We start from the raw sequence: 23,479 nt of genomic DNA, 5'->3' as shown, positions 1-23,479 counted from the left end.
AACGCCCTGGCGTTCCGCGGGTTCGGCTTTTCCTCTTACGGAGCAACCGCCATGACCAACGCCGTGATCGAACATCTCAAGAAGCGCCGCACCCAGTACGCGCTGGGCCGCAACGTGAACATGGACAAGGATGCCCTGAACAGCCTCATCCAGGAGGCGATCAGGCACACGCCGTCCTCGTTCAACTCGCAGAGCTCGCGCGCCGTGATCCTGTTCGGCGAACAGAGCGTGAAGTTCTGGACGCTGGCCAAGGAGGCCCTCGCCAGGGTCGTGCCGGCCGAGGCATTCGCGCAGACCGCCGCCAAGCTGGACAGCTTCGCCGCCGGTGTGGGCACCGTGCTGTTCTACGAGGACCAGGACGTGGTGAAGGGCCTGCAGGAGAAGTTCGCGCTGTATGCGGACAACTTCCCGGTGTGGTCCGAGCAGTCGGGCGGCATGGCGCAGTTCGCCGTGTGGTTGGCGCTCACCGACGCCGGCATCGGCGCCAGCCTGCAGCACTACAATCCGCTGGTGGACGATGCCGCCCGCGCGGCCTGGAACGTGCCGGCCTCGTGGAAGCTGCGCGCGCAGATGCCGTTCGGTTCGCACGAGAACGGTTTCGGCGAGAAGGCTTTCATGGACGACGGCCAGCGCTTCATCGTTGCCGGCTGAACCGGCCCCCGCCACGCACGCGGAGAGGGCGGCCCATGGCCGCCCTCTTTCGCTTCGCCGATGGCGCGCCGCCGCTCAGGACGGCCAGCGGAATTCCACGTGCAGGTTGTTGAACTCCGGATCGTCGAGGCTGCCGCCCGGCTGCGCGACCAGCGCCTGCGGCAGGCCTTCCACCTCCAGCGCCTGGCCCGCGGCGAAGCGGGTGCCCAGCGCCTGCATCTCCACCAGCTTCTCGCACAGCACGCCGGCGCGGTCCAGCTCCTGCGCCGGCACCTGGCGGAAGCTGAGGTCGGGGCGGCCGAACTTGCGCATGCCGCGCGTGTGCACCCAGGAACGGTCGCCGCCCGGCTCGTCGCTGCGCAGGATCAGCACGTGGTTGCGCGGCGGCGCGCCGTTCCTCACCAGGTAGCGCTCGCGCCACGCCTCGGCACCGAACAGCGAGAGGATCTGCGGGTCGAGGATCGCGCACCCGCCGATGTCGAGCAGGGCGGCGAGCACGCCCAGCGTGTCGCGCAGGTAATCGAGGCTGGCGCGATCGGCCAGCTGGCCGCGCACCACCAGCACATCGGGCGCGACGCGCGCCTGCTCGTGGACCTTGGGCACCTCGCCGCGCAGGATCTCGCCCAGCGAGCCGTGGAGGGGATAGCCCTCCCACTTGCGCAGCTCGAGGTTCTGGAAGCGCCGGAGGTCCACGCCCGCGGGCAGGCCCGGGCTGCCATAGCGCATGGCCGGGATCACCAGCTCGCGCTCGAACTTGCCGAACACGTAGAACTGCAGCAGCGCGTCGCTGCCGGCACCGGGTTGCCAGTAGGGGCGCGGCCACTCGGGGGTTGGGGCGATTTCGGTCATGGGGCGGCCTGGGATGGGGCGGCGATGTTCAATGGGAGTGCTTCTGCACGGTACGGCCGGAGCCCGTTACCGATCCCGAGAATCCGCGGGGCACGGATCCTGTAACGGCAGCACGCTCTGCTGCAGCTCGATGCGGCCGTGGCCGCCGGTGATCTTCTTGAACTCGGCGCGGCTCACCGAGACATAGCGGTCGTTGCCGCCGATCTCAACCTGCGGCCCGTCGGTGACCGCACGGCCCTGCCCGTCCACGCGCACCACCATGGTGGCCTTGCTGCCGCTGTGGCAGATCGTCTTGATCTCCTGCAGCTCGTCGGCCCAGGCCAGCAGGTAGCCGCTGCCCTCGAACAGCTCGCCGCGGAAGTCCGTGCGCAGGCCGTAGGCCAGCACCGGGACGTGCAGCCTGTCCACCACGTCGCTGAGCTGCCACACCTGCGCACGGGTGAGGAACTGCGCCTCGTCCACGAACACGCAGTTCAGCGTGCCGTGCGCGGCGATGTCGGCCTCGACCAGCGCGAGCAGGTTCTCCTCGCCGGCAAAGCGGCGCGCGTTCGCCTGCAGGCCGATGCGCGAGGCCACCGTGCCCTCGCCGTGGCGCGTGTCCAGCGCCGGCGTGAGGATCAGCGTGCGCATGCCGCGCTCGTGGTAGTTGTACGCGCTCTGCAGCAGCGTGGTGGTCTTGCCGGCGTTCATCGCCGAGTAATAGAAGTAGAGCTTGGCCATGGCGGTGCGCGGCGGTGGTGGACACGCATGGTAACGCGGCCGCCGCCGGTTCCGGCCCCCATCACTCCGGGACGACGGAACACCGTGCGCAGTCCGGCGGCCCTGGCCCGCGGCACGGCCTCCAGCGTCTGCGCCGGATCGGCCCGCAGCTCGTCTTGCAGGCTCGGTCCTGCCGACCGCCGCAACAGGCCCGGCGCGATGGCACAGCATCACCAAGTTCCCCGGTGGCCACGGCGACGCGATCGCCGGCGTGGCGGCCCGCGATGCCGGGTGGGCCAGGGCGTTGCGCCAGGCGTGCACGGCCACTGGCGACCACACCGGCATCCGGGCCAACCGGACCGCTCTGCTACCATCGGCCGCCGCCTCACGCCCTGCCATGCTCCATGCTCAATCCGCAACAACTGGCTGCCGTCGAACACTGCGATTCCCCGCTGCTGGTGCTGGCGGGCGCGGGTTCGGGCAAGACCAGCGTGATCACGCAGAAGATCGCGCACCTGATCCAGCGGCGGAAGCTGGCGGCATCGAAAATCGCCGCGATCACCTTCACCAACAAGGCCGCGCGCGAGATGCGCGAGCGCGTGGGCAAGCTGGTGTCCAGCGAGGACGCCGCCGCACTCACCGTGAGCACGTTCCACGCGCTGGGGCTGAAGTTCCTGCAGATCGAGCACGCGCGCGCCGGCCTGCGCCGCGGCTTCTCGGTGCTGGACGCGGACGACAGCGAGGGCATCGTCAAGGAGCTCGCGCCGAAGGGCGCCAAGCCCGACGTGCTGTTCAACCTGCGCAACCTGCTGGGCCGCGCCAAGAACGCCGGCCTCTCGCCGGAAGAAGCGCTGGCCGCCGCGCGCAGTCCGCGCGAACTGGAGGCGGCCACGATCTACGAGCTGTACCAGGCACGCCTCGCCGCGTTCAACGCGGTGGACTTCGACGACCTGATCCGGCTGCCGCTGCGCATCCTGGAGTCGGACGACGAATGCCGCGCCAGCTGGCGCGAGCGCCTGCGCTACCTGCTGGTGGACGAATACCAGGACACCAACGACGCGCAGTACCGCCTGCTCAAGGCGCTCGCCGGCGAGCGCGGCGGCATCACCTGCGTGGGCGACGACGACCAGAGCATCTACGCCTGGCGCGGCGCCAACCCGGAAAACATCGACCAGCTCGGCCGCGACTGGCCGAACCTGCGCGTGATCAAGCTGGAGCAGAACTACCGCTGCGGCAAGCGCATCCTGCGCGCGGCGAACGCGCTGATCGCGCACAACCCGCACAGCCACGAAAAGAAGCTGTGGAGCGAGCATCCGGAGGGCGCGCCGATCCGCGTGCTGGAATGCAAGGAGGCCGAGCACGAGGCCGAGAAGGTGGCCGCGCTCGCCGCCACGCTGGCGGAGAAGCACAAGGCGCGCTGGCACGACATCGCCATCCTCTACCGCGGCAACTTCCAGGCGCGGCCGCTGGAGAAGGCGCTGCGCCTGGCGCGCATCCCGTATCACCTCACCGGCGCGCTGAGCTTCCTTGACCGCGCCGAGGTGAAGGACGTGCTCTGCTACCTGCGCCTGCTCACCAACCCGAACGACGACGCCGCCTTCCTGCGCGTGGTGAACAGCCCCAAGCGCGAGATCGGCGCGACCACGCTGGAGAAGCTCGGCCAGCTCGCGCAGTCGAAGCACTGCTCGCTGCTGGAAGCCACGCGCAGCGACGCCGTGCTGCGCCAGCTCACGCCACGCCCGGCCGCCGCGCTGGCCGCGTTCTCCGAACTGCTCGACGAACTGCGCAACGCCTCGCTGCACGAGAGCGCGGCGGATCTGGTCGAACGCATCCTCAAGCGCACCGGTTACGCGGCGCAGCTCGCCGCCGGCACACCGGACGCCAGCGTGCGCGAGCGCAAGCTCGGCAACCTGCGCGAGCTCACCGACTGGTTTCGCGCGATGCAGAAAGGCGACAGCGCGGGCGACCTCGCCGCACAACTGGCGCTGCTCAGCCACGCCGACCGCGACGACCCCGGCAACGCGGTGCGCATGATGACCTTGCACGCTGCCAAGGGCCTGGAGTTCCGCTTCGTCTTCATCGTCGGTTGCGAGGACGGCACCCTGCCGCACGACGGCGCGATCGACGAAGGCCGCATCGACGAGGAACGTCGCCTGATGTACGTGGGCATCACCCGCGCCAAGGAGTTGCTGACGCTGTCGTGGTCGGCCAAGACCAGGCGCTACGGCGAGGTGCACAGCAACCAGCCCAGCCGCTTCCTGCACGAGCTGCCGCAGGACGACCTGCACTGGCAGGGCAAGGACCCCGAAGCGGACAAGGAAGCGGTGCGCGAGACCGCCGAATCGCACATGGCGCGGATCAAGGCGATGCTGGCGGGCGGCTGACCCGTTGACATCCTCGCCCGCGTGCCTTTCAGTGTGCGCAGGACAGCCGGCCGATTCTCTTCTCACCGGCGCCAGGGGGAATACGTGATCGACTCGACCCGGGCTTACACCAAGCTCGTCGCCGCCTTCAACCAGAACGACTGGCCGCGCGTACAGCAACGCACCGCCCAGTTGCTGGCGATCGCGCCTGGCGACGCGCGGGTGCACCTCATGGCCGGCGTGGCCTGCATGCAGACGCGGCAGCTGCCGAAGGCGCTGGAGCACCTGCTGAAGACCACCCACCTGGAACCGCGGCGCGCCGACTACGCCGCGCAGTACGCCAAGGCGCTGGCGATGGCGCGCCGGTTCCGCGAGGCACGGCTGGTCGCGGATCGCGCGATGACGCTGTCGCCCAGCGACGCGGCGACCCTCGACACGCTGGGCATGGTCTACCGGCAGGCCAACGCCCAGATGCAGTCGGCCAACGCATTCCGCCGCGCCGTGGCGCTCACGCCCGACCACGCGATCGCCCATCTCAACCTCGCCTATGCCCTGAACTCGCTCGGCGACGCCGAAGGCGCCGAGCAGGAGCTGGAGGCCTGCATCCGGCTCGAGCCGCGCCATTGGTACGCCCACCTGCTGCTCGCCCAGCTGCAGCGGCAGACCGCGGAACACAACCACGTCGCGCGGATGCGCGAACTCCTGCGGCAGCACGGCGACAATCCAGGCGCCCGGCTCCTGCTCAACGTCGCGCTTGGCAAGGAGTGCGACGACCTCGCCGACTACCCGGCCGCGTTCGAGCACTACACGCGCGGCAAGGAGGCCGGCCGGCGCATGCGCCCCTACGGCTTCGCGCGCGACGAGGCGATGTTCGATGCGCTGATCCGCGCCTTCCCCGGCACGGACGCGGCGACCGCCACGGGCGATCCCACGCGCGAGCCGATCTTCGTCATCGGCATGCCGTACACCGGAACCACCCTGCTGGACCGCGTCCTCTCCAGCCATCCTGACGTGCGTTCCGCCGGCGAGCTGCAGAACTTTCCTACCCTGCTGCAGCGGGCCTCCGGCTGCCCCACCACGCTGCTGGGCGAGGCGGACATCGCCGCCCGTACCCGCCATATCGACTGGCAACAGCTGGGCGCAGCCTATCTCGCCAGCACGCGGCCGGTCAGCGGCGAGACGCCACGCTTCACCGACAAGCTGCCGCACAACTTCCTCTACGCCGGCTTCATCGCCCGCGCACTGCCGAACGCGAAGATCGTCTGCGTGCGCCGCGACCCGCTGGATACGTGCCTGGGCAACTTCCGCCACCTGTTCGAGCAGGAATCGGGCTTCTACGACTATTCGTTCAACCTCGACGACATCGGCCGCTATTACATCCAGTTCGACCGCCTGATGGCGCACTGGCGCAAGGTGCTGCCGGGACGCATCCTGGAACTGCGCTACGAGTCGCTGGTGGAGAACCCGGAAGCCGCCACGCGCGAACTGCTGGCCTTCTGCGAGCTCCCCTGGAACGACGCCTGCCTGCGCTCCGAGAGCAACACCGCGCCGGTCAACACGCCCAACGCCTGGCAGGTGCGCGCACCGGTCCACCAGCACGCGATCGGCCACTGGCAGCACTACGAAGCCCAGCTGCGCGACCTGCGCTGGATGCTGGCCGGTGCAGGCATCGGGACGATGAGCTGAATCTCTGTGCGGAATGCATTCCGGCAGATTCCGGTCTGTCTCGCAAAACCCAGCGGCCGATCATGGTGTAGCCCATGGCACAACCCGATGGAGCGTTGACTCCGCGGTACTGCATCACCACGATGGGGCGCTCATATCGCACCATTGCTTGCCGCGGGACCGACCTACCGTGACTGACCCGGAGCAGATCTACGCGCAAGCCATCGATGCGTTCAACCGGCGCGACTGGCCACGCGTCCGCAGCCTGACGTCGCTGTTGCTGCCTCTGGCGATGCGGCACGCCGGCGCACACTACCTCGCCGGCGTTGCGCATCTGGAGCTGCATGATTTGCCGCGTGCAGTGCGACACCTGCACCATGCCAGCGAACTGGACGCCTCGCGCGTGGAATTCGCCGCTCACCACGCCCGGGCACTTGCCGAGGCGCGACAGCGCAGCGCGGCGCAGGCGGCTGCGGATCGCGCCATGGCACTGCGCCCCGCGGAGCCGGCAATGCTGGATCTGCTTGGCAGCGTCTACGCCGAGTGCGGGGCCCACGACTCCGCCCTCGCGGCCTGCCGGCGCGCCGTGGCTGCTGACCCGGCGCATCCGGTCTACCACTTCAACCTGGCCACCGCATCCATGCACGTCGGCGACATCGCGGGAGCCGAATGCGAAATCGAGGCCTGCCTGGCTCTGGACCCACTGTTCTGGCGCGCGCACCTGGCGTTGTCGAACCTGCGCAGGCAATCGCCTACCAGCGAACACACCGAACGTCTGCAGTCGCTACTGGAGCGGCACGCCGGCGATCGCGAGGCGCGCCTGTGCCTGCATTTCGCATTGGCCAAGGAGCACGAAGACCTGGGGCACTACCCGCAGGCCTTCGAGCACTATCGGCAAGGCAATGCAGCGGGGCGCGAAGCGATCGACTACACGCCCGGACAGGATGCAGCCATCTTTGCCGCCATGGAGCGCGCTTTCCCGGAACCGTTACTCCCGCCCGATAGCGGCGAGTCCCCCGCAGAGCCGATCTTCGTGTTCGGCATGCCACGCAGCGGCACCACGCTGGTCGAACGCATCCTGTCCAGCCATCCGGATGTCCACGCCGCCGGCGAATTGCTGAACTTCGGCATGGCGGTGGGCCGGGCATGGAACGGTTCCTCGCCGTTCTGGCGAGACCCGGACATTGCCGCGCGTGCGCGCGCCATCGACTGGTTGCGTGCCGGCTCCGATTACATCCGCAGTACCCGTCCTGGCACGGGATGCACGCCACGTTTCGTGGACAAGTTTCCGTTCAACTTCCTCTATGCGGGCTTCATCGCCCGCGCGCTGCCCAATGCCAGGATGATCTGCCTGCGGCGCGACCCGATGGACACCTGCCTGGGCAATTTCCGCCAGATATTCGCCGGGAAGCTCCCCTACTACCACTATTCCTTCAACCTCGACGACATCGGGGACTACTGCATCCTGTTCGACCGCCTGATGAACCACTGGCACAAGGTGCTGCCAGGCCGCATCCTCGAATTGCAGTATGAGTCTCTGGTCGATGCACAGGAAGCCGAGACGCGTCGCCTGCTGGCACACTGCGGACTGCGCTGGCACGACGCCTGCCTGCGGTTCGAGCGCAACGCTGCGCCGGCAGCCACTGCCAGCGGTCTGCAGGTGCGGCAGCCGATGTACCGCTCTTCCATCGGCCGCTGGCGCCATTACGAGGACCAGCTCGCGCCACTGCGCAAGCGACTGGACGAAGCCGGCGTCGGAACGGATGCAGCCATCGGCTCGCCAGCGCCCGGTCCGCCGCGGTAACGTTGAACTGTTTCCACCTCGTCAGCACCCGATGACCGACACCCAAGCCCAGCTCGCCGCGCTCAGCGAAGCGTTCAACCAGCGCCGATGGGAGCAGGCCGATATGCTGGCCAGCCGCCTGCTGCCGCGGATGCCCCGAGACGCCATGTTGCGTTACATCGCCGGCATCGCCGCACTGGAACTGCAGCGGATGCCGATGGCGCTCACCCACCTGCACGTCGCCAACGAACTGGAGCCGCGGCGCGCGGATTTCGCCACGCAGTTCGCCAAGGCGCTGGCGCTGGTGAAGATGAACCGCGAGGCGCGCGAGGCTGCCGGCCGCGCCATGGCACTGGACCCCGACGACGCGATCACACTGGACACGCTGGGCGTGGTGTTCACCCAGACCCATGCCCATGCCGAGGCCGCCGAGGCTTTCCGCCGTGCGGCAGCGAGCCGGCCAGAACATGCACCGTATCGTTTCAATCTCGCTACCGCCCTGGTCGCGGTGGGCAGACTCGATGCCGCCGAAGCCGAACTGGAAGCCTGCGTCCGCATCGATCCACACTGGTGGAAGGCCCACCTCACGCTGGCGCAGTTGCGCAAACAGTCTCCGGGCAACAATCACATCGCCCGCATGCGTGGCCTGCTGGACAACTGCGACGGCAACCTTGAGGCGCAGACCTATCTGCACATGGCGTTGGCCAAGGAGTATGAGGATTGCGCGGACTATCCCGCCGCGTTCATGCATTACACGCACGGCAAGCGTGCTGCTGGACAAGGGCGCCGTTACCGCATCGCGCAGGATGAGGCGCTGTTCGCCGCCATTACGGCGACGTTCCCCCTGCCGCAAGCAGCCAAGCCCGGCTGCCCAAGCGGGGAGCCGATCTTCGTGATCGGCATGCCGCGCAGCGGCACCACGCTGGTCGAACGCATTGTCTCCAGCCATCCCGACGTGTACTCCGCCGGCGAGCTGATGAATTTCGGCGTGGCACTCAAGCGTGCCTCGGGAAGCCGTACGCCCCTGCTGCTCGACGAAGACGCCATCGCGCATGCCCGCGACCTGGACTGGGCCGCGCTGGGCACGGACTACCTGGCCAGCACACGCCCGGCCACTGGCCACACGCCACGCTTTGTCGACAAGTTGCCGCACAACTTCCTCTACGCCGGCTGGATCGCCCAGGCCCTGCCCAATGCGAAGATCGTGTGCCTGCGCCGCGATCCGCTGGACACCTGCCTCAGCAACTTCCGTCAGCTGTTCGCCACCCAGTCGCCCTACTACGCGTACTCCTTCGACCTCGCGGACACCGGCCGCTATTACGTCCTGTTCGATCGCCTGATCGCCCATTGGCAGCGTGCTTTCCCGGGCCGCATCCTGGAGATCCGCTACGAAGACCTGGTGGAATCGCAGGAGGCCAGCACCCGCCAGTTGCTCGACTTTTGCCGACTGTCGTGGCGGGACGCCTGCCTGCAGTTTGAGAAGAACGACGCCCCGGTGAACACTGCCAGCGCGGTGCAGGTGCGCAAGCCGGTTTACCGCAATGCACTGCAGCGCTGGCGCAAGTACGAAACCCAGTTGGACGGGTTGCGCACCGTGCTTGCGGGGCAGGGCATCGCACTGCCGGGCTGACGCCGCGTACCGCGCTGACCGAAGAAAACGGCCCCGCCGAGGCGGGGCCGTCCGATCAAGCGACCATGGAATGCGGCATCAACCGTTGGGGCCGTTGCCGAACTTGTAATTCGCCTCCAGGAAGAACGAGCGGCCATAGGGATTGTAATTGTCCGAGTTGTACGGACCCCACGTGGTACCCGGATAGCTGTTGTCCACCGGAGGCATCTTGTTGAACAGATTGCTGACCTGCAGTGAAACACCGAGGTTCTTGATCGGGTTGTAGGTCACGCTGGCGTTCCACAGAATCCAGGCGCCCAGCTTGCCCGTGCCCTTGGACGTGTAATTGTCGAGCTGGCTGGCCAGATAGTTCGGCGTGCGGCCGAAGCGGTCGGCATACAACGTGGTGCTCCACTTGTCCTTCATCCAGGTCAACGAAGCATTGACCTTGCTCTTGAAGTCGGTGCTCCAAGCCGGATGGCGCAGCAAGTCGATCGGGGCGTCCTCCGGATAGTCCTGATAGGTGTGCTTGAATATGTCGGAGTAGGAGGCCGCCCACACCAGCTTGCCCCAGGCACCAATCTCCATGCCGTAGTCGAAGTGCGCGGTGATCGCGTTGACTTCCTCACGGCTGACGTTGACCTTGGGCGTCGTGATGCCGGTGATGTTGCCGAGCAGGTCGATACCATTCAGTGTCCTGCCGGGGCCGCGCTGGATCAGGCTGAAGGCGACGCTGCAGGTCTCCGAGTTCGGGGCGATGGTGCCGATGTCGCAAAGGTATTCGTCATTGGACAAGCTGTCCGCACTCATCTGGTTGACTTCGTTGTTGATGCTCCAGTGCAGGTAGTCCACGCTCAACGACATCCGTTCCACCGGAGCCCACACCGCGCCGTAGGTCCACACCGTGGCCGTGATCGGCTTCAGTGCCGGATTGCCCATGGTGGTGCCCTTGAACTGCGCGCTTTCGTACAACGACGGGCAATGGCTGATGTTGGCGCCGCTGAAGCCCAGGCGGCCGCAGTTGAGGTAATCGGTGACGGAGTTGTAGTAGTTGCTTGGACGCTGGAACTCGTCCGACAGCGTGGGCGCCTTGAAGGCGGTGCCGTAACGGCCGCGCAGCAGCAGAGTGTCGAACGGACGGTATTCCAGGCCAAGCATGTAGGTACCGTGGCTCACGCTCTGGCCGGCCACCTTGTAGCTGTCGTAACGACCGGAGACGTCCATCGTCAACTGTTGCAGCAGCGGCAGCTTGAACTCGGTGGTCGCCGCCCAGCGCGAACGGTGGCCGGCGCCCGGCGTGGCGCTGGTGCCCCAGTAATACGGCGTGGAATAGGTGAAGCCATTGCCGTAGTCGACCGTGGTGTTCTGCATCAGGCGCGGGTCGGGCGTGGAATCCCAGCCCTGGTTGCCACCCTCCACCACCACAGCCACACCGGCATCGCCACCGGGCAGGGTGAACAGCGAGGCGTTGGTCACCTGGCCGCGCAACATGTTGTCCCAGGTCTTCGCGTAGCTCGTGGAATAGCCGGTGAAACTCTTGAAGTCACTCTGCGCCACCGGGTTGTACAACGCCGCATAGTCGGGCTCGAACACCGGGTAGCCCGAATACGTACCCAGCTGCGGCCCCAGCACGTTCTTGGAAAAATAGGTTTCCATCGGACCGGCCAGGCGCTGGAAGCTGCGGTCGATCAGCTTGTCGTCGGAGTGGGTGAAGCCCAGGTCGTAGTCCCAGTCCGACTGGCCGAAGGTGCCCCGCGCCCCCAGGGTGAGCATGTAGGAGTTCTCGTACTCCTTGTTCATGATGTTCTTGTAGCCGCCCATTTCCTCTGGCGCGAAGGCGTGCTGCAGCAACATCAGGCTGCCGCCGTGCACCGTCGGGTCCCAGAAATAGGAAGCCCCCTGCGACGCGGCCACGCTGGTGCCCCACCAGGTGGTGCTCGAACCGTTGGTGAACTTCTTCTCCGAGTAGTTGTAGAGCAGGTCGCCATACAACTGCACGTTGTCGTTGATGTCGAACGTGTTGTGGGTGTACGCGTTGGCCTGCTTGCTGTCCAGCGTCAACGTGCCCACGCCCGGTGTGTAGAAGGAGCCGCAATAATCGCCCTGCGGAGTGCGATGCTGCTTGGTCTCGGTGCCGCCCCACTGGCCGGATACATTGGCGCAGTTGTTCGGATCCATGAACTGATAGCCCGGACCGGTGCCGTCGTTCGAGTAGGCGGTCAACACGAGATAGTCGCGCGAGGCCGTCTCCGGGCTGGTGCCATGGGTGTTGAATGTACTGGTGAGGCTGCGGTCCCGCCGCCAGATCGGCTGCGTGCTTTCGAACTGGAATCCGTACAGCGAGTTCCACTTGCCCAGCGTGAAGCTGTCGGCAAAGCTGATGCGGCGGCTCGCGCCGCCGCCGTCGGAGTACCAGCCGTAGCGCACGTCGAGCGTGGGCTGGTCGATATGCTTCTTGAGCACGATGTTGATGACGCCCGCAATCGCGTCCGAGCCGTACAGCGAGGACTGGCCGCCCGGCAGGATGTCGATGTGATCGACCATGTCCATCGGGATGCCGCTGATGCTGTTGAAAGTGTCGCTGCCGTTGTACAGGCCCGGAAAACTGCCCATCGGGCGGCCGTCGATCAGGTATTTCACGAAGCCCACCGGCAGACCGAACATGCTCAGGGTTTCGGCACCCGTGGTGAACGAATTGGTGTCCTGCATGCCTTGCACGCTGCCCGTGGCGAACGAGGCCTGCTGCAGCGCCTGCGCCACGCTTGCGAAACCGCGCGCCTTCATCTGGTCGGCGGTAATCGTGATAACCGGAGTGGCCGTCTCGATCTGGGTTTGCGGAATCAGTGAGCCGGTAACCACGACCGCCTGCAGCTTCTTGGCGTTCTTGGCGCTGGCGGCCTGGTCGGCATTCCGGTCCTGCTGTTGGGCGGGGGCCGGCGGCGTCTGTGCATCCTGCGCGCAGACTGCGGCGGAACCGAACGCCAGCGCCGCAACTATCGCCACGGCCAGTTTCGACTTGATCATTATGTTGAGCTCCCTGGTGTGCAAAACAACAAGCCCGGCGCGAAGCCGGGAATCCACACAAACGCACCGCATTGCTCGGATGCGTGATCGGTCCAGTCCCCACTGGCCGATACTTTTTGGTGTGTGCCGTTTTGTTTTTACACAAATTTTAACGTATTAACAACAGTCGTTCTACATTTTCACCGCGTTTTCTTGCGCAAAGCGCCAGGACCCCGTCTGCTGGACTCGCATCAAATCAGGCGCTGCGCCTCCAGCTCGCCCTTGAGATACGCGTAATAGATCGGTGCGGCGATCACGCCGGGCAGGCCGAAGGCGGCTTCCAGCAGCAGCATCGCGATCAGCAGCTCCCAGGCGCGTGCGTGGATCTGCGAGCCCACGATGCGCGCGTTGAGAAAGTATTCCAGCTTGTGGATCAGGATCAGGAAGCCGAGCGCGGCGATGCCCACGCCCAGCGACACCGAGAGCGCCGCGATGGTGATCGCGGTGTTGGAGAGCAGGTTGCCGACCACCGGCAACAGGCCGACGATGAAGGTGACCGCCACCAGGGTTTTCGACAGCGGCACGTGGATGCCGAGCAGCGGGAGCACGCCCAGCAGGAAGATCGCGGTGAGCGCGGTGTTGACCAGCGAGATCTTGATCTGGGCGAACACGATGTCGTGGAACGCCTGGGCCAGTCGATGGCTGCGCTGGCCCAGCGCCGCCGCCAGCGGCCCCACCTGGTGTGCGGGGCGGGTACGGCTGAGCGCCACGATCGCGCCCAGCACCAGGCCGATCAGGATATGCACGAACGCGCGTGCCGCCTCCTTGCCCGCCAGTTGCAGGGCTACCGCATGCCTGCTCGCCAGTTCCACCACGCCGTCGCGAAGGTCGTCCACGCTGTCGGGCAGATGGTTGACCAGCATCGCCGGCAGTTGCTGGCGGGCCTTCTCCACCAGCGGCATCAGCTGTTGCTGCCACAGCAGCTCGGGATTGCCCAGTTCGCTGCGGAAGAAGCTGATCGCGCCGAGGATCAGCAGCACGAGGAGGCCCACCACGAGCGTGCCGAGCGCCGCCACCACCACCACCCGGGCGCGGTCGCCGGAAATGCGCCGACCCAGCAACGGCACTGCCGCCTGCACCAGTTCGTACACCAGCAGGCCGGCCAGCAGGGCGGAGAGCAGATGCAGCTGCAGCACGAGCCACAGCGCCAGCGCCGCCAGCAGGTAACTGGTGACGCGGATGGCAGGCGAACTGGCGCGCAGCGTGGCGGGCGTCGGATCGTTCATGCGGGTTCCGGCGATGATGGGGACGGCCGCCAGTCTGTCAGCCACCGGCGCCGACAGCCAGAGCCCGGGCATGGCCGTGTCGTAAGATCCCAAGGTTTGCCGCCCTTGTCCGGAGATGTCCCCATGCGTTCGCGCCTGCCACTGGCCCTGGCCACATTCGCGCTGCTCGCCGGCTGCACCGCCGCGCCGCCGCGCCCTGCCTCGGCGCCGGGGGCGGCCGCCAACGACAACCTCGACGCGGTAGCGTGGACGCAGACCGCGATCGAGCACGACCTGGTCTACCTGCAGACCTACCGCGATGCGCAGTCGCGCCTGCTGGCCGCCCTGCGCGACCCGCACTGGGATGCGCTGACGCAGGAGGATCGCGTGGCGCCCGCGGCCGACCTGCCGCCCGCGGTGGTGCTGGACATCGACGAAACCGTGCTGGACAACTCGCCCTACCAGGCGCGGCTGCTGAAGAGCGGCGGCCAGTACGACGCGGCCAGCTGGGCCGCATGGTGCAGGGAGGAACGCGCCCGCGCCCTGCCCGGCGCGCTGGCCTTCACCCGGTTCGCGGCCGCGCACGGCATCGCGGTGATCTATCTCTCCAACCGCGCGAGGGAGCTGGACACGGCCACCCTGGCGAACCTGCGCAAGCTGGGCTTCCCGGTGTCCGGACCCGAAGCCTTCCTCGGCCTGGGCACCACGGTGCCGGGCTGCGAGCAGCAGGGCACCGGGAAGGGTTGCCGCCGCCAGCTGGTGAGCCGCAGCTACCGCGTGCTGATGCAGTTCGGCGACCAGCTGGGCGATTTCGTGGACGTCGCCGCCAACACCGCGGCGGGCCGCCGACAGGCCATCGCCGGCTACATGGGCTGGGTCGGCGTACGCTGGTTTGTGTTGCCCAACCCCAGCTACGGCGCGTGGGAGCCGGCGCTGTTCGGCAACAACTGGGGCGCAGCGCCCGCGGAACGGCGTCGGATGAAGCTGGATTCGCTACGATATAATTGAGTAAAAACAATTAATTGAAGTAAACAACAAAAGTATTGCTTCAAGTTCACCGGCCGCGTAATATCTGCCCCGCCTACCTGCTGCCGACCTCAAAGTTTCCGCAGGCAAGGCCATTTCCCTTCCGGCTCGGCCGGATTGCCCCGTGCGGCTTGCGCCCGCGGGGTTTTCTTTGGGATGTGTGTTCATCCCTGGGTCCCGGTCCGCGATATCGGACGGTGCCCCACCCCGGCCACCCGTCCACTGCGCCCTCGCAGGTTCCTGCGGCCGCCCCTTGTCCCTCCATGCGGTGCCCCGTACCCTGACCGGCCACGGCGCAGACCGGCGCCCCTCACACCGCACTGCGAGAGACCGTCCATGCGCTTCCGCTCCCTCTGCCGCAACCTGCTGCCCCTCGTCGCCGTGCTGGCGCTGGCCGCCTGCCACCACAGGGACGACGAGGCCGCCCAGGTCGGCGGCAGCACACCGGAAGCGGCGGTGCAGGGTTCGATCGACCTGCTCAAGGCCGGCGACTTCAACGGCCTGTGGAAGCACGCCCTGCCTGCGGCCGACTACGCCACCCTGCGCGCGGACTGGAGCCGCCACAACGCGAACCAGCCGCCCGTCAGCGCCGCCGACAGGACGAAATTCGACGAGGCCGTGCGGAAGCTCACCGGCCCGGATGCGGAGACCAGGCTCTACGCCGAGCTGCAGCCCAAGCTGAGCCAGATGGAGCAGCAGTACAAGGACCAGCTGCCGGTGCTGATCAGCGTGGGCGACGCCCTGCTGAAGAACGGTGTGGCGCAGAACAAGAGCCTGGACGGCGAGCAGAAAGCGCAGGCAAACCAGCTGATCGATGTGCTGGTGCCGTGGGCGCAGCATGCGCCGTGGTTCGACCAGGCCAGGGCGAAGCAGGCCGTGGGCGTGGTGGTGGCCGCCGCGCGCAAGCTCGACCTCAAGAGCCCGGACCAGCTGCGCAGCATGGATTTCGACGCCGCGATGGCGAAATACGCCACCGGCTATGCCGGCCTCAAGCAGCTGCTGGCGATCTACGGCCTGTCGGTGGACGCCGCGCTGGACTCGGTCAAGCTCAGCACGCTTTCCAGCAAGGACGGCCGCGCGGTGGTGAAGATCGACTACACCCTGCTCGGCAAGCCGCTGTCCGCCGAATCCACCTTGGTGCAGCAGGACGGCCGCTGGTACAGCGAATCGCTGATCCGCAACGTGCACGAGGCGCACGAGCGCCTGCAGCAGCAGCCGGCCGCGGCCGGCAGCACGACTTTGACGGCACTGCCGGCCTCCACCGCCAGCGCCGCCGCGAAGGACTGAGGACTGCGGGTTTTCGGCCCCGGCCCGGGCACGGATGGACGATCGCGAGCTGGCTAGGCAAGCGGCCGACTCGCGGAGCCGCGTACCGGCAGCTGCCGGACGTACCGACGGGACATTCCACGGGGTGCGGAAGGCTTCACCAGCGTCGGGAAGCCCGGCCCGCACCACCAAAGGAAGGAGCATCGGGGCGCCCTTCCACACGCCCGGGCATGGTTTTCCGGACAAGCCACTAGAATAGGCGGATGCAGAACATCTCCACTGCCGATTCCCCACGTCGCCGCGGCCCCTGGTGGTTCCACCTGGCCGGGCAGCTGTTGCAGCCCTGGGTGCGCATCCGGCGCGATCCGGCGGAACCGGCCACCCTGCTCAAGGCCGGCGTGCCGGTCTGTTACGTGATCGAGCGCGACGGCTTCTCCGACGCGCTGATCCTCGACCGTGCCTGTCGCGAGGCTGGCCTGCCCGGTCCGCTGCAGCCGCTGGCAGGCACCCGGCGCAAGCGCTCGGTGTTCGCACTGATGCGCCGCGACGGCTGGCTGTTCGGGCGCAAGCGCCACCGCCCGCCGAGCGAGCCGCTGGGCCAGCTGGTGCATTCGCTGGAAGGCATGCCCGAGCGCGACATCCAGATCGTGCCGGTGTCGATCTACGTGGGCCGCGCGCCGAACCGCGATTCCGGCTGGTTCAGCGTGCTGTTCTCCGAGAACTGGGTGATGGTGGGCCGCTTCCGCCGCCTGCTGGCGCTGCTGCTCAACGGCCGCGACACCGTGGTGCACTTCGCAGCACCGGTGTCGCTGCGCGAGGTGCTGGCCGAGTCCGGCGAGCTGCCGCCGCCGCGCTTCGCGCGCAAGCTGGCGCGCGTGCTGCGTACCCACTTCCGGCGCATCCGCGCCGCGGTGATCGGCCCCGACCTCTCGCACCGTCGCACCGTGGTGGACGACGTGCTGCGTGCCGAGCCGGTGCGCGCGGCGATCGCCGCCACCGCAGCCAAGGAGAAGATCAGCGAGGCCAAGGCCTGGCGCCGCGCCCAGAAGATGATGCTGGAGGTCGCTGCCGACTATTCGCACCCGGTGGTGCGCTCGGTGTCGTTCCTGCTCTCGAACTTCTGGAACAAGCTTTACGACGGCATCGCGATGCACCACTTCGACAAGGCCCGCGCCGCCGCGCCGGGCTACGAGGTGGTGTACGTGCCGAGCCACCGCAGCCACACCGACTATCTGCTGCTCAGCTACCAGCTGCACATGTCCGGCGTGGTGCCGCCGCACATCGCCGCGGGCGTCAACCTCAACCTGCCGCTGATCGGGCCGATCCTGCGTCGCGGCGGCGCGTTCTTCATGCGCCGCACGTTCAAGGGCAACGCGCTGTACTCGGTGATCTTCAACGAGTACATGGCGCAGCTGATCGACCGCGGCGTGCCGATGGAGTACTTCATCGAGGGTGGCCGCTCGCGCACCGGACGCCTGCTGGCGCCGCGCGCCGGCATGCTGGTGATGACGGTGCGCGCGTTCCTGCGCGCGCCGCGCCGGCCGGTGCTGTTCCAGCCGGTGTACATCGGCTACGAGAAGCTGATGGAGGGCAAGAGCTACGCCGGCGAGCTCAGCGGCCAGCCGAAGGAGAAGGAGTCCCTGCTCGGCCTGCTCAAGGGCCTCAAGGTGCTGCGCCAGCGCTACGGCCACGTGGCGCTGAACTTCGGCGAGCCGATCGAGCTCACCCCGCTGCTGGACGCCGCCAGCGCCGACTGGCGCGGCGCCAGCGGCGACCCGGACACCCGGCCCGAATGGCTGAACGGCGTGGTCGACCAGCTGGCCGAGAAGATCCAGGTCAACGTCAACCGCGCCGCCGACGTCAACCCGATCAACCTGCTCGCGCTCTCGCTGCTGGCCACGCCCAAGCATGCGATGGCCGAGAACGACCTGCTGGCGCAGCTCGAACTCACCAGGTCGCTGCTGCTGGAACTGCCCTACTCCGACCGCATCACGCTGACCCCGATGGACCCGGCCGGCATCATCGCCTACGGCGAGCAGATGGGCTGGATCCGCCGCATCAAGCACCCGCTGGGCGACGTGCTCGACGTGGAGGGCGAGCAGGCGGTGCTGCTCAGCTACTTCCGCAACAACGTGCTGCACCTGGTCGCCGCCGCCGCCTGGGTGGCCTGCTGCTTCCTCAACAACCGGCGCATGTCGCGCGCTTCGGTGCAGCGGCTAGGCCGCATCATCTATCCGTTCCTGCAGGGCGAGCTGTTCCTCGCCTGGGACGAGCAGGGCTTCGGCGACACGCTGCAGTCCACCATCGATTTCTTCGTGCGCCGCGGCCTGCTCGAGGCCACCGGCGACGGCCGCATGCTGGAGCGGGCGCCCGGCCAGGACGACAGCGCGTTCCAGCTCAAGATCATCGCGCGCAGCCTGATCCAGGCCTTCGAGCGCTACTACATCGCCATCGCCGCCCTGGTGAAGCACGGTCCGCACACGCTTTCCAGCGGCGAGCTGGAGACCACCTGCACGCTCACCGCGCAGCGCCTGGCGCTGCTCAACGAGCTCAGCGCGCCGGAGTTCTTCGACAAGGCGCTGTTCCGCGGCTTCATCCAGAAACTGCGCGAGCGCCGCGTCGTGTGGACCGACGACGACGGCAAGCTCGACTACGACAGTGCGCTGGAGGACATGGTGCGCGACGCGCGGGTGATCCTGTCGCGCGAGATGCGGCATTCCATCCTCAAGATCACCCCCGGGGGTGATCGCGACGCCGCGGCCGACGAGACCGCAACCGAGCCTGCCGCGCCCGAGCCGCTCGCGTCGCCCGTCGACGAGGCTGGTGCGGAACTGCACGAGCGCCACGTCGCCACCCAGCACGAGAGCCACCATCAGCCGCATCCCGCCGAGACCGCCGTCGACGCGGGCGAGCAGGAAGGCGCGCAGCGCGACCTGCCGCTGTAGGCGGCCCGCCCGTGCCCTCCAGGCTCCCGGCACGGGGTCTCCGGAGGACATGAGCAGGCTTCCACCCATCACCGGATTGCATGACGCCATGAACGAGCAGCCCACCACCCATTTCGGTTACCGCGACGTTCCCGTCGCCGACAAGCAGAAGCTGGTCGGCCAGGTGTTCACCTCGGTCGCGCGCAACTACGACCTGATGAACGACCTGATGTCGTTCGGCATCCACCGCCTGTGGAAGCGCCACTTCGTCGCCGTCAGCGGCGTGCGCAAGGGCGACCGCGTGCTGGACCTCGCCGGCGGCACCGGCGACATCGCCGCACTGCTCAAGCCCGTGGTGGGCGACGAGGGCGAGGTGGTGGTGGGCGACATCAACGCCGCCATGCTCGGCGTGGGCCGCGACCGCCTCACCGACCGCGGCCAGGTGGCCGGCCTGCGCTGGACCCAGCTCAACGCCGAATGCCTGCCGTTCCCCGACAACAGCTTCGACGCGGTGACCATGGCCTTCGGTCTGCGCAACGTCACCGACAAGGACAAGGCGCTGGCCGACATCTGCCGCGTGCTCAAGCCCGGCGGCCGCGCCCTGGTGCTGGAGTTCTCGCGGGTGCAGGGCGAGCTGTTCGGCAAGCTCTACGACTTCCACTCCTTCAAGGTGCTGCCGAAGCTCGGCCGCCTGTTCGCCGGCGACGCCGACAGCTACCGGTACCTCGCCGAATCCATCCGCAAGCACCCCGACCAGGCAACGCTGAAGGGCATGATGGAGCGCGCCGGCTTCGGCAGGGTCGAGGTGCGCAACCTCTCGAACGGCATCGTGGCGATCCACCGCGCCTACAAGTTCTGAGCTGAAGGGCCGCACCGGCGAACGGCTGCAGGTTGACCCAGATCAGGGGCTTGCCGCGACTTGCGGCATATCGTTTGTGCTCCCTTTCCCGCGAGCACCCGCCGATGTCCCCCGACACTGTCTTCGAGCAGCACACCCATCTCTTCGACGCCCGCGGCGTGGCCCGGCGCTTCCGCCACTCGGCGATCTTCGGCGCGATCGGTGCGCTGCGCTCGGGCGAGACGATGCGCTTCGTCAACGACCACGACCCGCTGCCGCTGATCGCGCAGTTGCGCGAACGCCTCGGCGAGCACCTCACGGTGACCTACCGCCAGCGCGACGCCGACGCGGTGGTGATCGATTTCGGCATCGTCGGCTTGCCGGAGGACTGATGGGCCATCCCGCGTTCTTCGACGAGGCACCGCGCATCCTGGTGCGCGACCCGCTGGCCGACCTGCTCGGTGCCGCCGATGGCGGCCTGCTCGAGTACCGCTACCTCGACGCGGTGCGCCTGGCCGGCCATTCCTGCCCCACCGTCGCCGGCGCGTGGCTCACGGCGCGCGCCGCGCTGCGCGCGCTGTACCCGGACGAACCGGCCGAGCGCGGCGGCATCGCGGTGCAGATGCCCGCGCCGGCCGACGAAGGCGTCACCGGGGTGATCGCGCAGGTCATCACCCTGGTCACCGGCGCCGCCGCCGAGAACGGTTTCCACGGCATCGGCGGCCGCTTCGTGCGCCAGGGCCTGCTCGATTTCGCGGATATCGCGGGCACGGCCGCGATCCGCTTCACCCGTCGCGACAACGGCAAGTCGGTGGCGGTGGAGCTGGATCTCTCCAGCGTGCCGCCGGCGCCGCAGGCGCGCGCCCTGATGAGCGCAGCGATGCAGCCGGACGCCACCGCCGCGCAGCGCGCCGCGTTCGGCCAGGCCTGGCAGGATCGTGTGCGCCGCCTGCTGCTGGAGCATGCCGACGATCCGGCGGTGCTGCGGGTCACCGCGCTCGACTAAGCTAAGGCATGCCACGACTCCACTGGCGCCCGAACAGGCACCGCCCGGCGTGTCATCGACGCTCCGGGCGCCCCGTTCAAACGGTCGCGTCGCCCATGGCGAACAGAAGCACATGCAGCATGCCGACCATCGCGGCCGCAAACGCATCCACCGCACCAAGTACAGCCGCACACAGCGCCGATCCGCGCTGACTGACGCATCGTCGGCTCAGGGCGCGCGCAGGTCCTGCAGCCAGGTTCCCGAGCGCCGCGCCTCGTCCTCGTGGTCCGGATCGCGCCAGGTCTCGGCCAGCGCCGCGGCATACCACTCGCGCATCGCGGGCAGGTCGAGCAGGCGCTGCGCATAGGCCATCGCGACATCGCCGAGTTGCAGCCCGTAGCTCTGGATGCGGAACGCCACCGGCGCGTAGAACGCGTCGACCGCGGTGAAAGCTTTGCCGGCGAGGAACGGCCCGCCAAAGCGCGCCAACCCCTCGTTCCACAGCTCGTCGATGCGGGCCACGTCCTTGCGCAGCGCCTCGCCGGGTACCTCGATGCGGATGCGGATGCCGCAGTTCATCGTGCAGGTGCGGCGCAACGCGGGAAAGCCGGAATGCATCTCCGCCGCCGCGCAGCGCGCCCATGCGCGCGCCCGCGCATCGGCCGGCCACACGCCGGGATCGCGCTCGGCCGCGTACTCGGCGATCGCCAGCGAATCCCACACCACGATGTCGCCGTCGCGCAGGCACGGCACCTTGCCGGTGGGCGAGAACGCGCGGAACGACGCCCAGCTCGACGAGGTGCCCGGCGCGAACGGCACCAGGTGCTCCGTGAACGCGATGCCGCGCTCGCGCAGCAGCAGCCACGGCCGCAGCGACCACGAGGAGTAGTTCTTGTTGGCGATGTAGAGCTCGTACACGCGACACTCCTTCTTGGCGGGGGAAGCTTCAGGACGGCTTGCACGCCTCGGCCAGCACCGCTGCTACCGGCGGCACGGGGCGCCGCCGCGCGTTCGCCAGCACCACGCCGCCGATCACGATCGCGCCGCCGGCGAGCACCATCGGGCCGGGCACCTCGCCCAGCCACGCCCAGCCGATCGCGATGGCGATCGGCGGCGAGAGATAGATGAAGCTGGATACCCGCGAAGCGCTGGCGCGATTCACCGCGACATTCCACGCGAGGTAGCCGACGAAGCTCGGCGCGATGCCCAGCCACAGCAGCGCGGCGATGTGCGACCACGGCGCGGCCGCCAGCGCGTGCGGCAGGCCACCCGCGAACGGCAGGCAGCCCAGCGTGCCGGCGAAGAAGGTGCAGGCGGTGACCGCCAGCGTGCTGGAGCGCGCGAACATCGGCTTCTGCCCCACGAAATAGATCGCCGAAGCCAGCACGCACACCAGCACCAGCAGCGCCTTCGGATCGACTTCCACCTTCTGCCCGCTGGCCAGCACCACCAGCACCGTGCCCGCCAGCGCCACCGCGAGCCCGGTCCAGGTGCGCAGGCTCAGGCGCTCGCGCAGCCACAGTGCCGACACCGCCGCCGTCGCCGCCGGCACCAGGCAGATCAGGATCGCCGCAGTGCCGCTCGCGATGCGCGTCTCCGCCCAGTTGAGGCAGACATGGTAGGTGGTGAGGCCGACCAGGCCCAGCAGCAGCAAGCGCGGCCAGTCGCGCCGCGCCGGCAACGGCACGCGCCTGACCGCGAGCAGGGTCGCGAAGCACAGCGAGCCGATGGCGAGGCGCGAGAACGCCACCTCGCCCGGCGTGAACGAAGCCAGCGCGTAGGCGATCGCCGCGTAGGCCGACGACCAGGTGACGAGGGCAATGGCGATGCACGCGAGGGCCCGCGCATCGAGGCGTTCGGTGGAAACCATGGAGGGCGGAATCCGGCGGTGGGGAGTGCGCATCCTAGTCTTGCGGACGATGTCGCGGAATAATGCATCGGCAGGTCACCGCGATGTTTCGCCATCGATCAAAATGAAACCGGAGCATGTCGCCTTGGAATCGAAACCCGAACTGGACGCCAAGGACTGGCACATCCTCGAAGCCCTGCAGCGCGACGCGCGCCTGGGTTACGCCGAACTTGGCCGCAAGGTGAAGCTCTCCGCGCCCGCCGTCGCCGAGCGCGTGAAGCGACTGGAGGAGGCCGGCGTGATCGCGGGCTACCGCGCGGTGGTGGAGCCCAAGCGGCTGGGCTACCGCATCGAGGCGATGGTGCGGCTGCGCTGCGACGGCGGCATCTGCGCGCGCATCGGGCAGATCGTCGCCGACATTCCCGAAGTGCTGGACTGCCGCCGCCTCGCCGGCGAGGACTCCGCGCTGCTGCGCGTGGTGGCGATGTCCATCGGCCACCTGGAAAGCGTGCTCGACCGGTTGCTGAAGATCCACGCCAGCATCAGCACCACCACCCTGGTCGTGCTGCAGGCGCCGCACGCGAACCGCACGGTCACCCGCGCGATGTGGGACGCCGCGCGCAAGCTGCCGCTGGACTGAGCCCGGGTCCGAAGCCCGGCCTTCCCGGCCCGTTCCGGCACGCCGGGTCCGGCGCGTGGCCGGG

At 68.1% G+C, this 23,479-nt stretch carries 18 protein-coding genes; 12 read left to right on the top strand and 6 right to left on the bottom strand.

Translation table 11 applies throughout. The annotated features are described in order from the left end of the window. The first annotated feature begins 51 nt into the window (after nucleotides 1-51). Nucleotides 52-651: a nitroreductase family protein gene (locus ACQGNW_RS05250; protein ID WP_426662077.1), complete on the top strand. Its 600-nt coding sequence runs from the start codon at nucleotides 52-54 to the stop codon at nucleotides 649-651. A 75-nt stretch (nucleotides 652-726) separates the two neighbouring features. On the opposite strand, the gene ACQGNW_RS05245 is transcribed toward ACQGNW_RS05250, so the two are convergent. After that, nucleotides 727-1,500: a hypothetical protein gene (locus ACQGNW_RS05245; protein WP_426662076.1), complete on the bottom strand. Its 774-nt coding sequence runs from the start codon at nucleotides 1,498-1,500 to the stop codon at nucleotides 727-729. 66 nt (nucleotides 1,501-1,566) lie between these two features. Continuing rightward, nucleotides 1,567-2,220, bottom strand: coding sequence for a thymidine kinase (locus ACQGNW_RS05240; RefSeq protein WP_426662075.1), 654 nt, complete (start codon nucleotides 2,218-2,220; stop codon nucleotides 1,567-1,569). 383 nt (nucleotides 2,221-2,603) lie between these two features. Between ACQGNW_RS05240 and ACQGNW_RS05235 the strand changes: the two genes are divergently transcribed. From ACQGNW_RS05235 to ACQGNW_RS05220, 4 genes are all read left to right on the top strand, one after another. Then, nucleotides 2,604-4,583 (top strand): UvrD-helicase domain-containing protein, encoded by a 1,980-nt coding sequence (locus tag ACQGNW_RS05235; RefSeq protein ID WP_426662074.1) that lies wholly within the window; start codon nucleotides 2,604-2,606, stop codon nucleotides 4,581-4,583. Nucleotides 4,584-4,667: 84 nt separating this feature from the next. Continuing rightward, on the top strand, nucleotides 4,668-6,248 hold the full coding sequence (locus ACQGNW_RS05230) for a tetratricopeptide repeat-containing sulfotransferase family protein (protein WP_426662073.1): 1,581 nt from the start codon (nucleotides 4,668-4,670) through the stop codon (nucleotides 6,246-6,248). Nucleotides 6,249-6,396: 148 nt separating this feature from the next. After that, nucleotides 6,397-8,031, top strand: coding sequence for a sulfotransferase family protein (locus tag ACQGNW_RS05225; RefSeq protein WP_426662072.1), 1,635 nt, complete (start codon nucleotides 6,397-6,399; stop codon nucleotides 8,029-8,031). Between the two features lie 31 nt (nucleotides 8,032-8,062). Continuing rightward, complete coding sequence (locus ACQGNW_RS05220; protein WP_426662071.1) at nucleotides 8,063-9,640, top strand: sulfotransferase family protein; 1,578 nt, start codon at nucleotides 8,063-8,065, stop codon at nucleotides 9,638-9,640. A gap of 78 nt (nucleotides 9,641-9,718) precedes the next feature. Here ACQGNW_RS05220 and ACQGNW_RS05215 read toward each other — a convergent pair whose 3' ends face one another. Next, a complete protein-coding gene (locus ACQGNW_RS05215) occupies nucleotides 9,719-12,643 on the bottom strand; it encodes a TonB-dependent receptor domain-containing protein (protein ID WP_426662070.1) in 2,925 nt (974 codons plus the stop codon). A gap of 230 nt (nucleotides 12,644-12,873) precedes the next feature. Continuing rightward, the gene (locus ACQGNW_RS05210; RefSeq protein WP_426662069.1) at nucleotides 12,874-13,908 is read right to left on the bottom strand and encodes an AI-2E family transporter; all 1,035 of its coding nucleotides are present in this window, start codon (nucleotides 13,906-13,908) and stop codon (nucleotides 12,874-12,876) included. 123 nt (nucleotides 13,909-14,031) lie between these two features. Between ACQGNW_RS05210 and ACQGNW_RS05205 the strand changes: the two genes are divergently transcribed. The 6 genes from ACQGNW_RS05205 to ACQGNW_RS05180 all read left to right on the top strand — a co-directional run bounded on the left by ACQGNW_RS05205 (nucleotide 14,032) and on the right by ACQGNW_RS05180 (nucleotide 20,947). Continuing rightward, nucleotides 14,032-14,895, top strand: a complete 864-nt coding sequence (locus ACQGNW_RS05205) for a 5'-nucleotidase, lipoprotein e(P4) family (protein ID WP_426662068.1) — start codon at nucleotides 14,032-14,034, stop codon at nucleotides 14,893-14,895. 354 nt (nucleotides 14,896-15,249) lie between these two features. Beyond that, nucleotides 15,250-16,200, top strand: coding sequence for a hypothetical protein (locus ACQGNW_RS05200; RefSeq protein WP_426662067.1), 951 nt, complete (start codon nucleotides 15,250-15,252; stop codon nucleotides 16,198-16,200). 242 nt (nucleotides 16,201-16,442) lie between these two features. Further along, entirely contained in the window at nucleotides 16,443-19,124 is a 2,682-nt protein-coding gene (plsB, locus tag ACQGNW_RS05195; protein ID WP_426662066.1) for a glycerol-3-phosphate 1-O-acyltransferase PlsB, read from the top strand. Nucleotides 19,125-19,212: 88 nt separating this feature from the next. Then, complete coding sequence (gene ubiE / locus ACQGNW_RS05190) at nucleotides 19,213-19,962, top strand: bifunctional demethylmenaquinone methyltransferase/2-methoxy-6-polyprenyl-1,4-benzoquinol methylase UbiE (protein WP_426662065.1); 750 nt, start codon at nucleotides 19,213-19,215, stop codon at nucleotides 19,960-19,962. A 104-nt stretch (nucleotides 19,963-20,066) separates the two neighbouring features. Continuing rightward, a complete protein-coding gene (locus ACQGNW_RS05185) occupies nucleotides 20,067-20,333 on the top strand; it encodes a DUF2249 domain-containing protein (protein ID WP_426662064.1) in 267 nt (88 codons plus the stop codon). After that, nucleotides 20,333-20,947, top strand: coding sequence for an FmdE family protein (locus ACQGNW_RS05180; RefSeq protein ID WP_426662063.1), 615 nt, complete (start codon nucleotides 20,333-20,335; stop codon nucleotides 20,945-20,947). The genes ACQGNW_RS05185 and ACQGNW_RS05180 overlap by 1 nt, the downstream gene beginning before the upstream one ends. Before the next feature lie 207 nt (nucleotides 20,948-21,154). Here ACQGNW_RS05180 and ACQGNW_RS05175 read toward each other — a convergent pair whose 3' ends face one another. Then, the gene (locus ACQGNW_RS05175) at nucleotides 21,155-21,844 is read right to left on the bottom strand and encodes a glutathione S-transferase N-terminal domain-containing protein (RefSeq protein WP_426662062.1); all 690 of its coding nucleotides are present in this window, start codon (nucleotides 21,842-21,844) and stop codon (nucleotides 21,155-21,157) included. 28 nt (nucleotides 21,845-21,872) lie between these two features. Beyond that, nucleotides 21,873-22,796, bottom strand: a complete 924-nt coding sequence (locus tag ACQGNW_RS05170) for a DMT family transporter (RefSeq protein WP_426662061.1) — start codon at nucleotides 22,794-22,796, stop codon at nucleotides 21,873-21,875. 124 nt (nucleotides 22,797-22,920) lie between these two features. Here ACQGNW_RS05170 and ACQGNW_RS05165 point away from each other — a divergent pair, with 124 nt between their 5' ends. Next, the gene (locus tag ACQGNW_RS05165) at nucleotides 22,921-23,415 is read left to right on the top strand and encodes an Lrp/AsnC family transcriptional regulator (protein ID WP_426662060.1); all 495 of its coding nucleotides are present in this window, start codon (nucleotides 22,921-22,923) and stop codon (nucleotides 23,413-23,415) included. Nucleotides 23,416-23,479: the final 64 nt, after the last annotated feature.

The sequence above is a fragment of the Rhodanobacter aciditrophus genome, assembly GCF_050026795.1.
Taxonomy (GTDB): domain Bacteria; phylum Pseudomonadota; class Gammaproteobacteria; order Xanthomonadales; family Rhodanobacteraceae; genus Rhodanobacter_A.
This window is presented reverse-complemented; position numbering and strand designations above follow the sequence as displayed.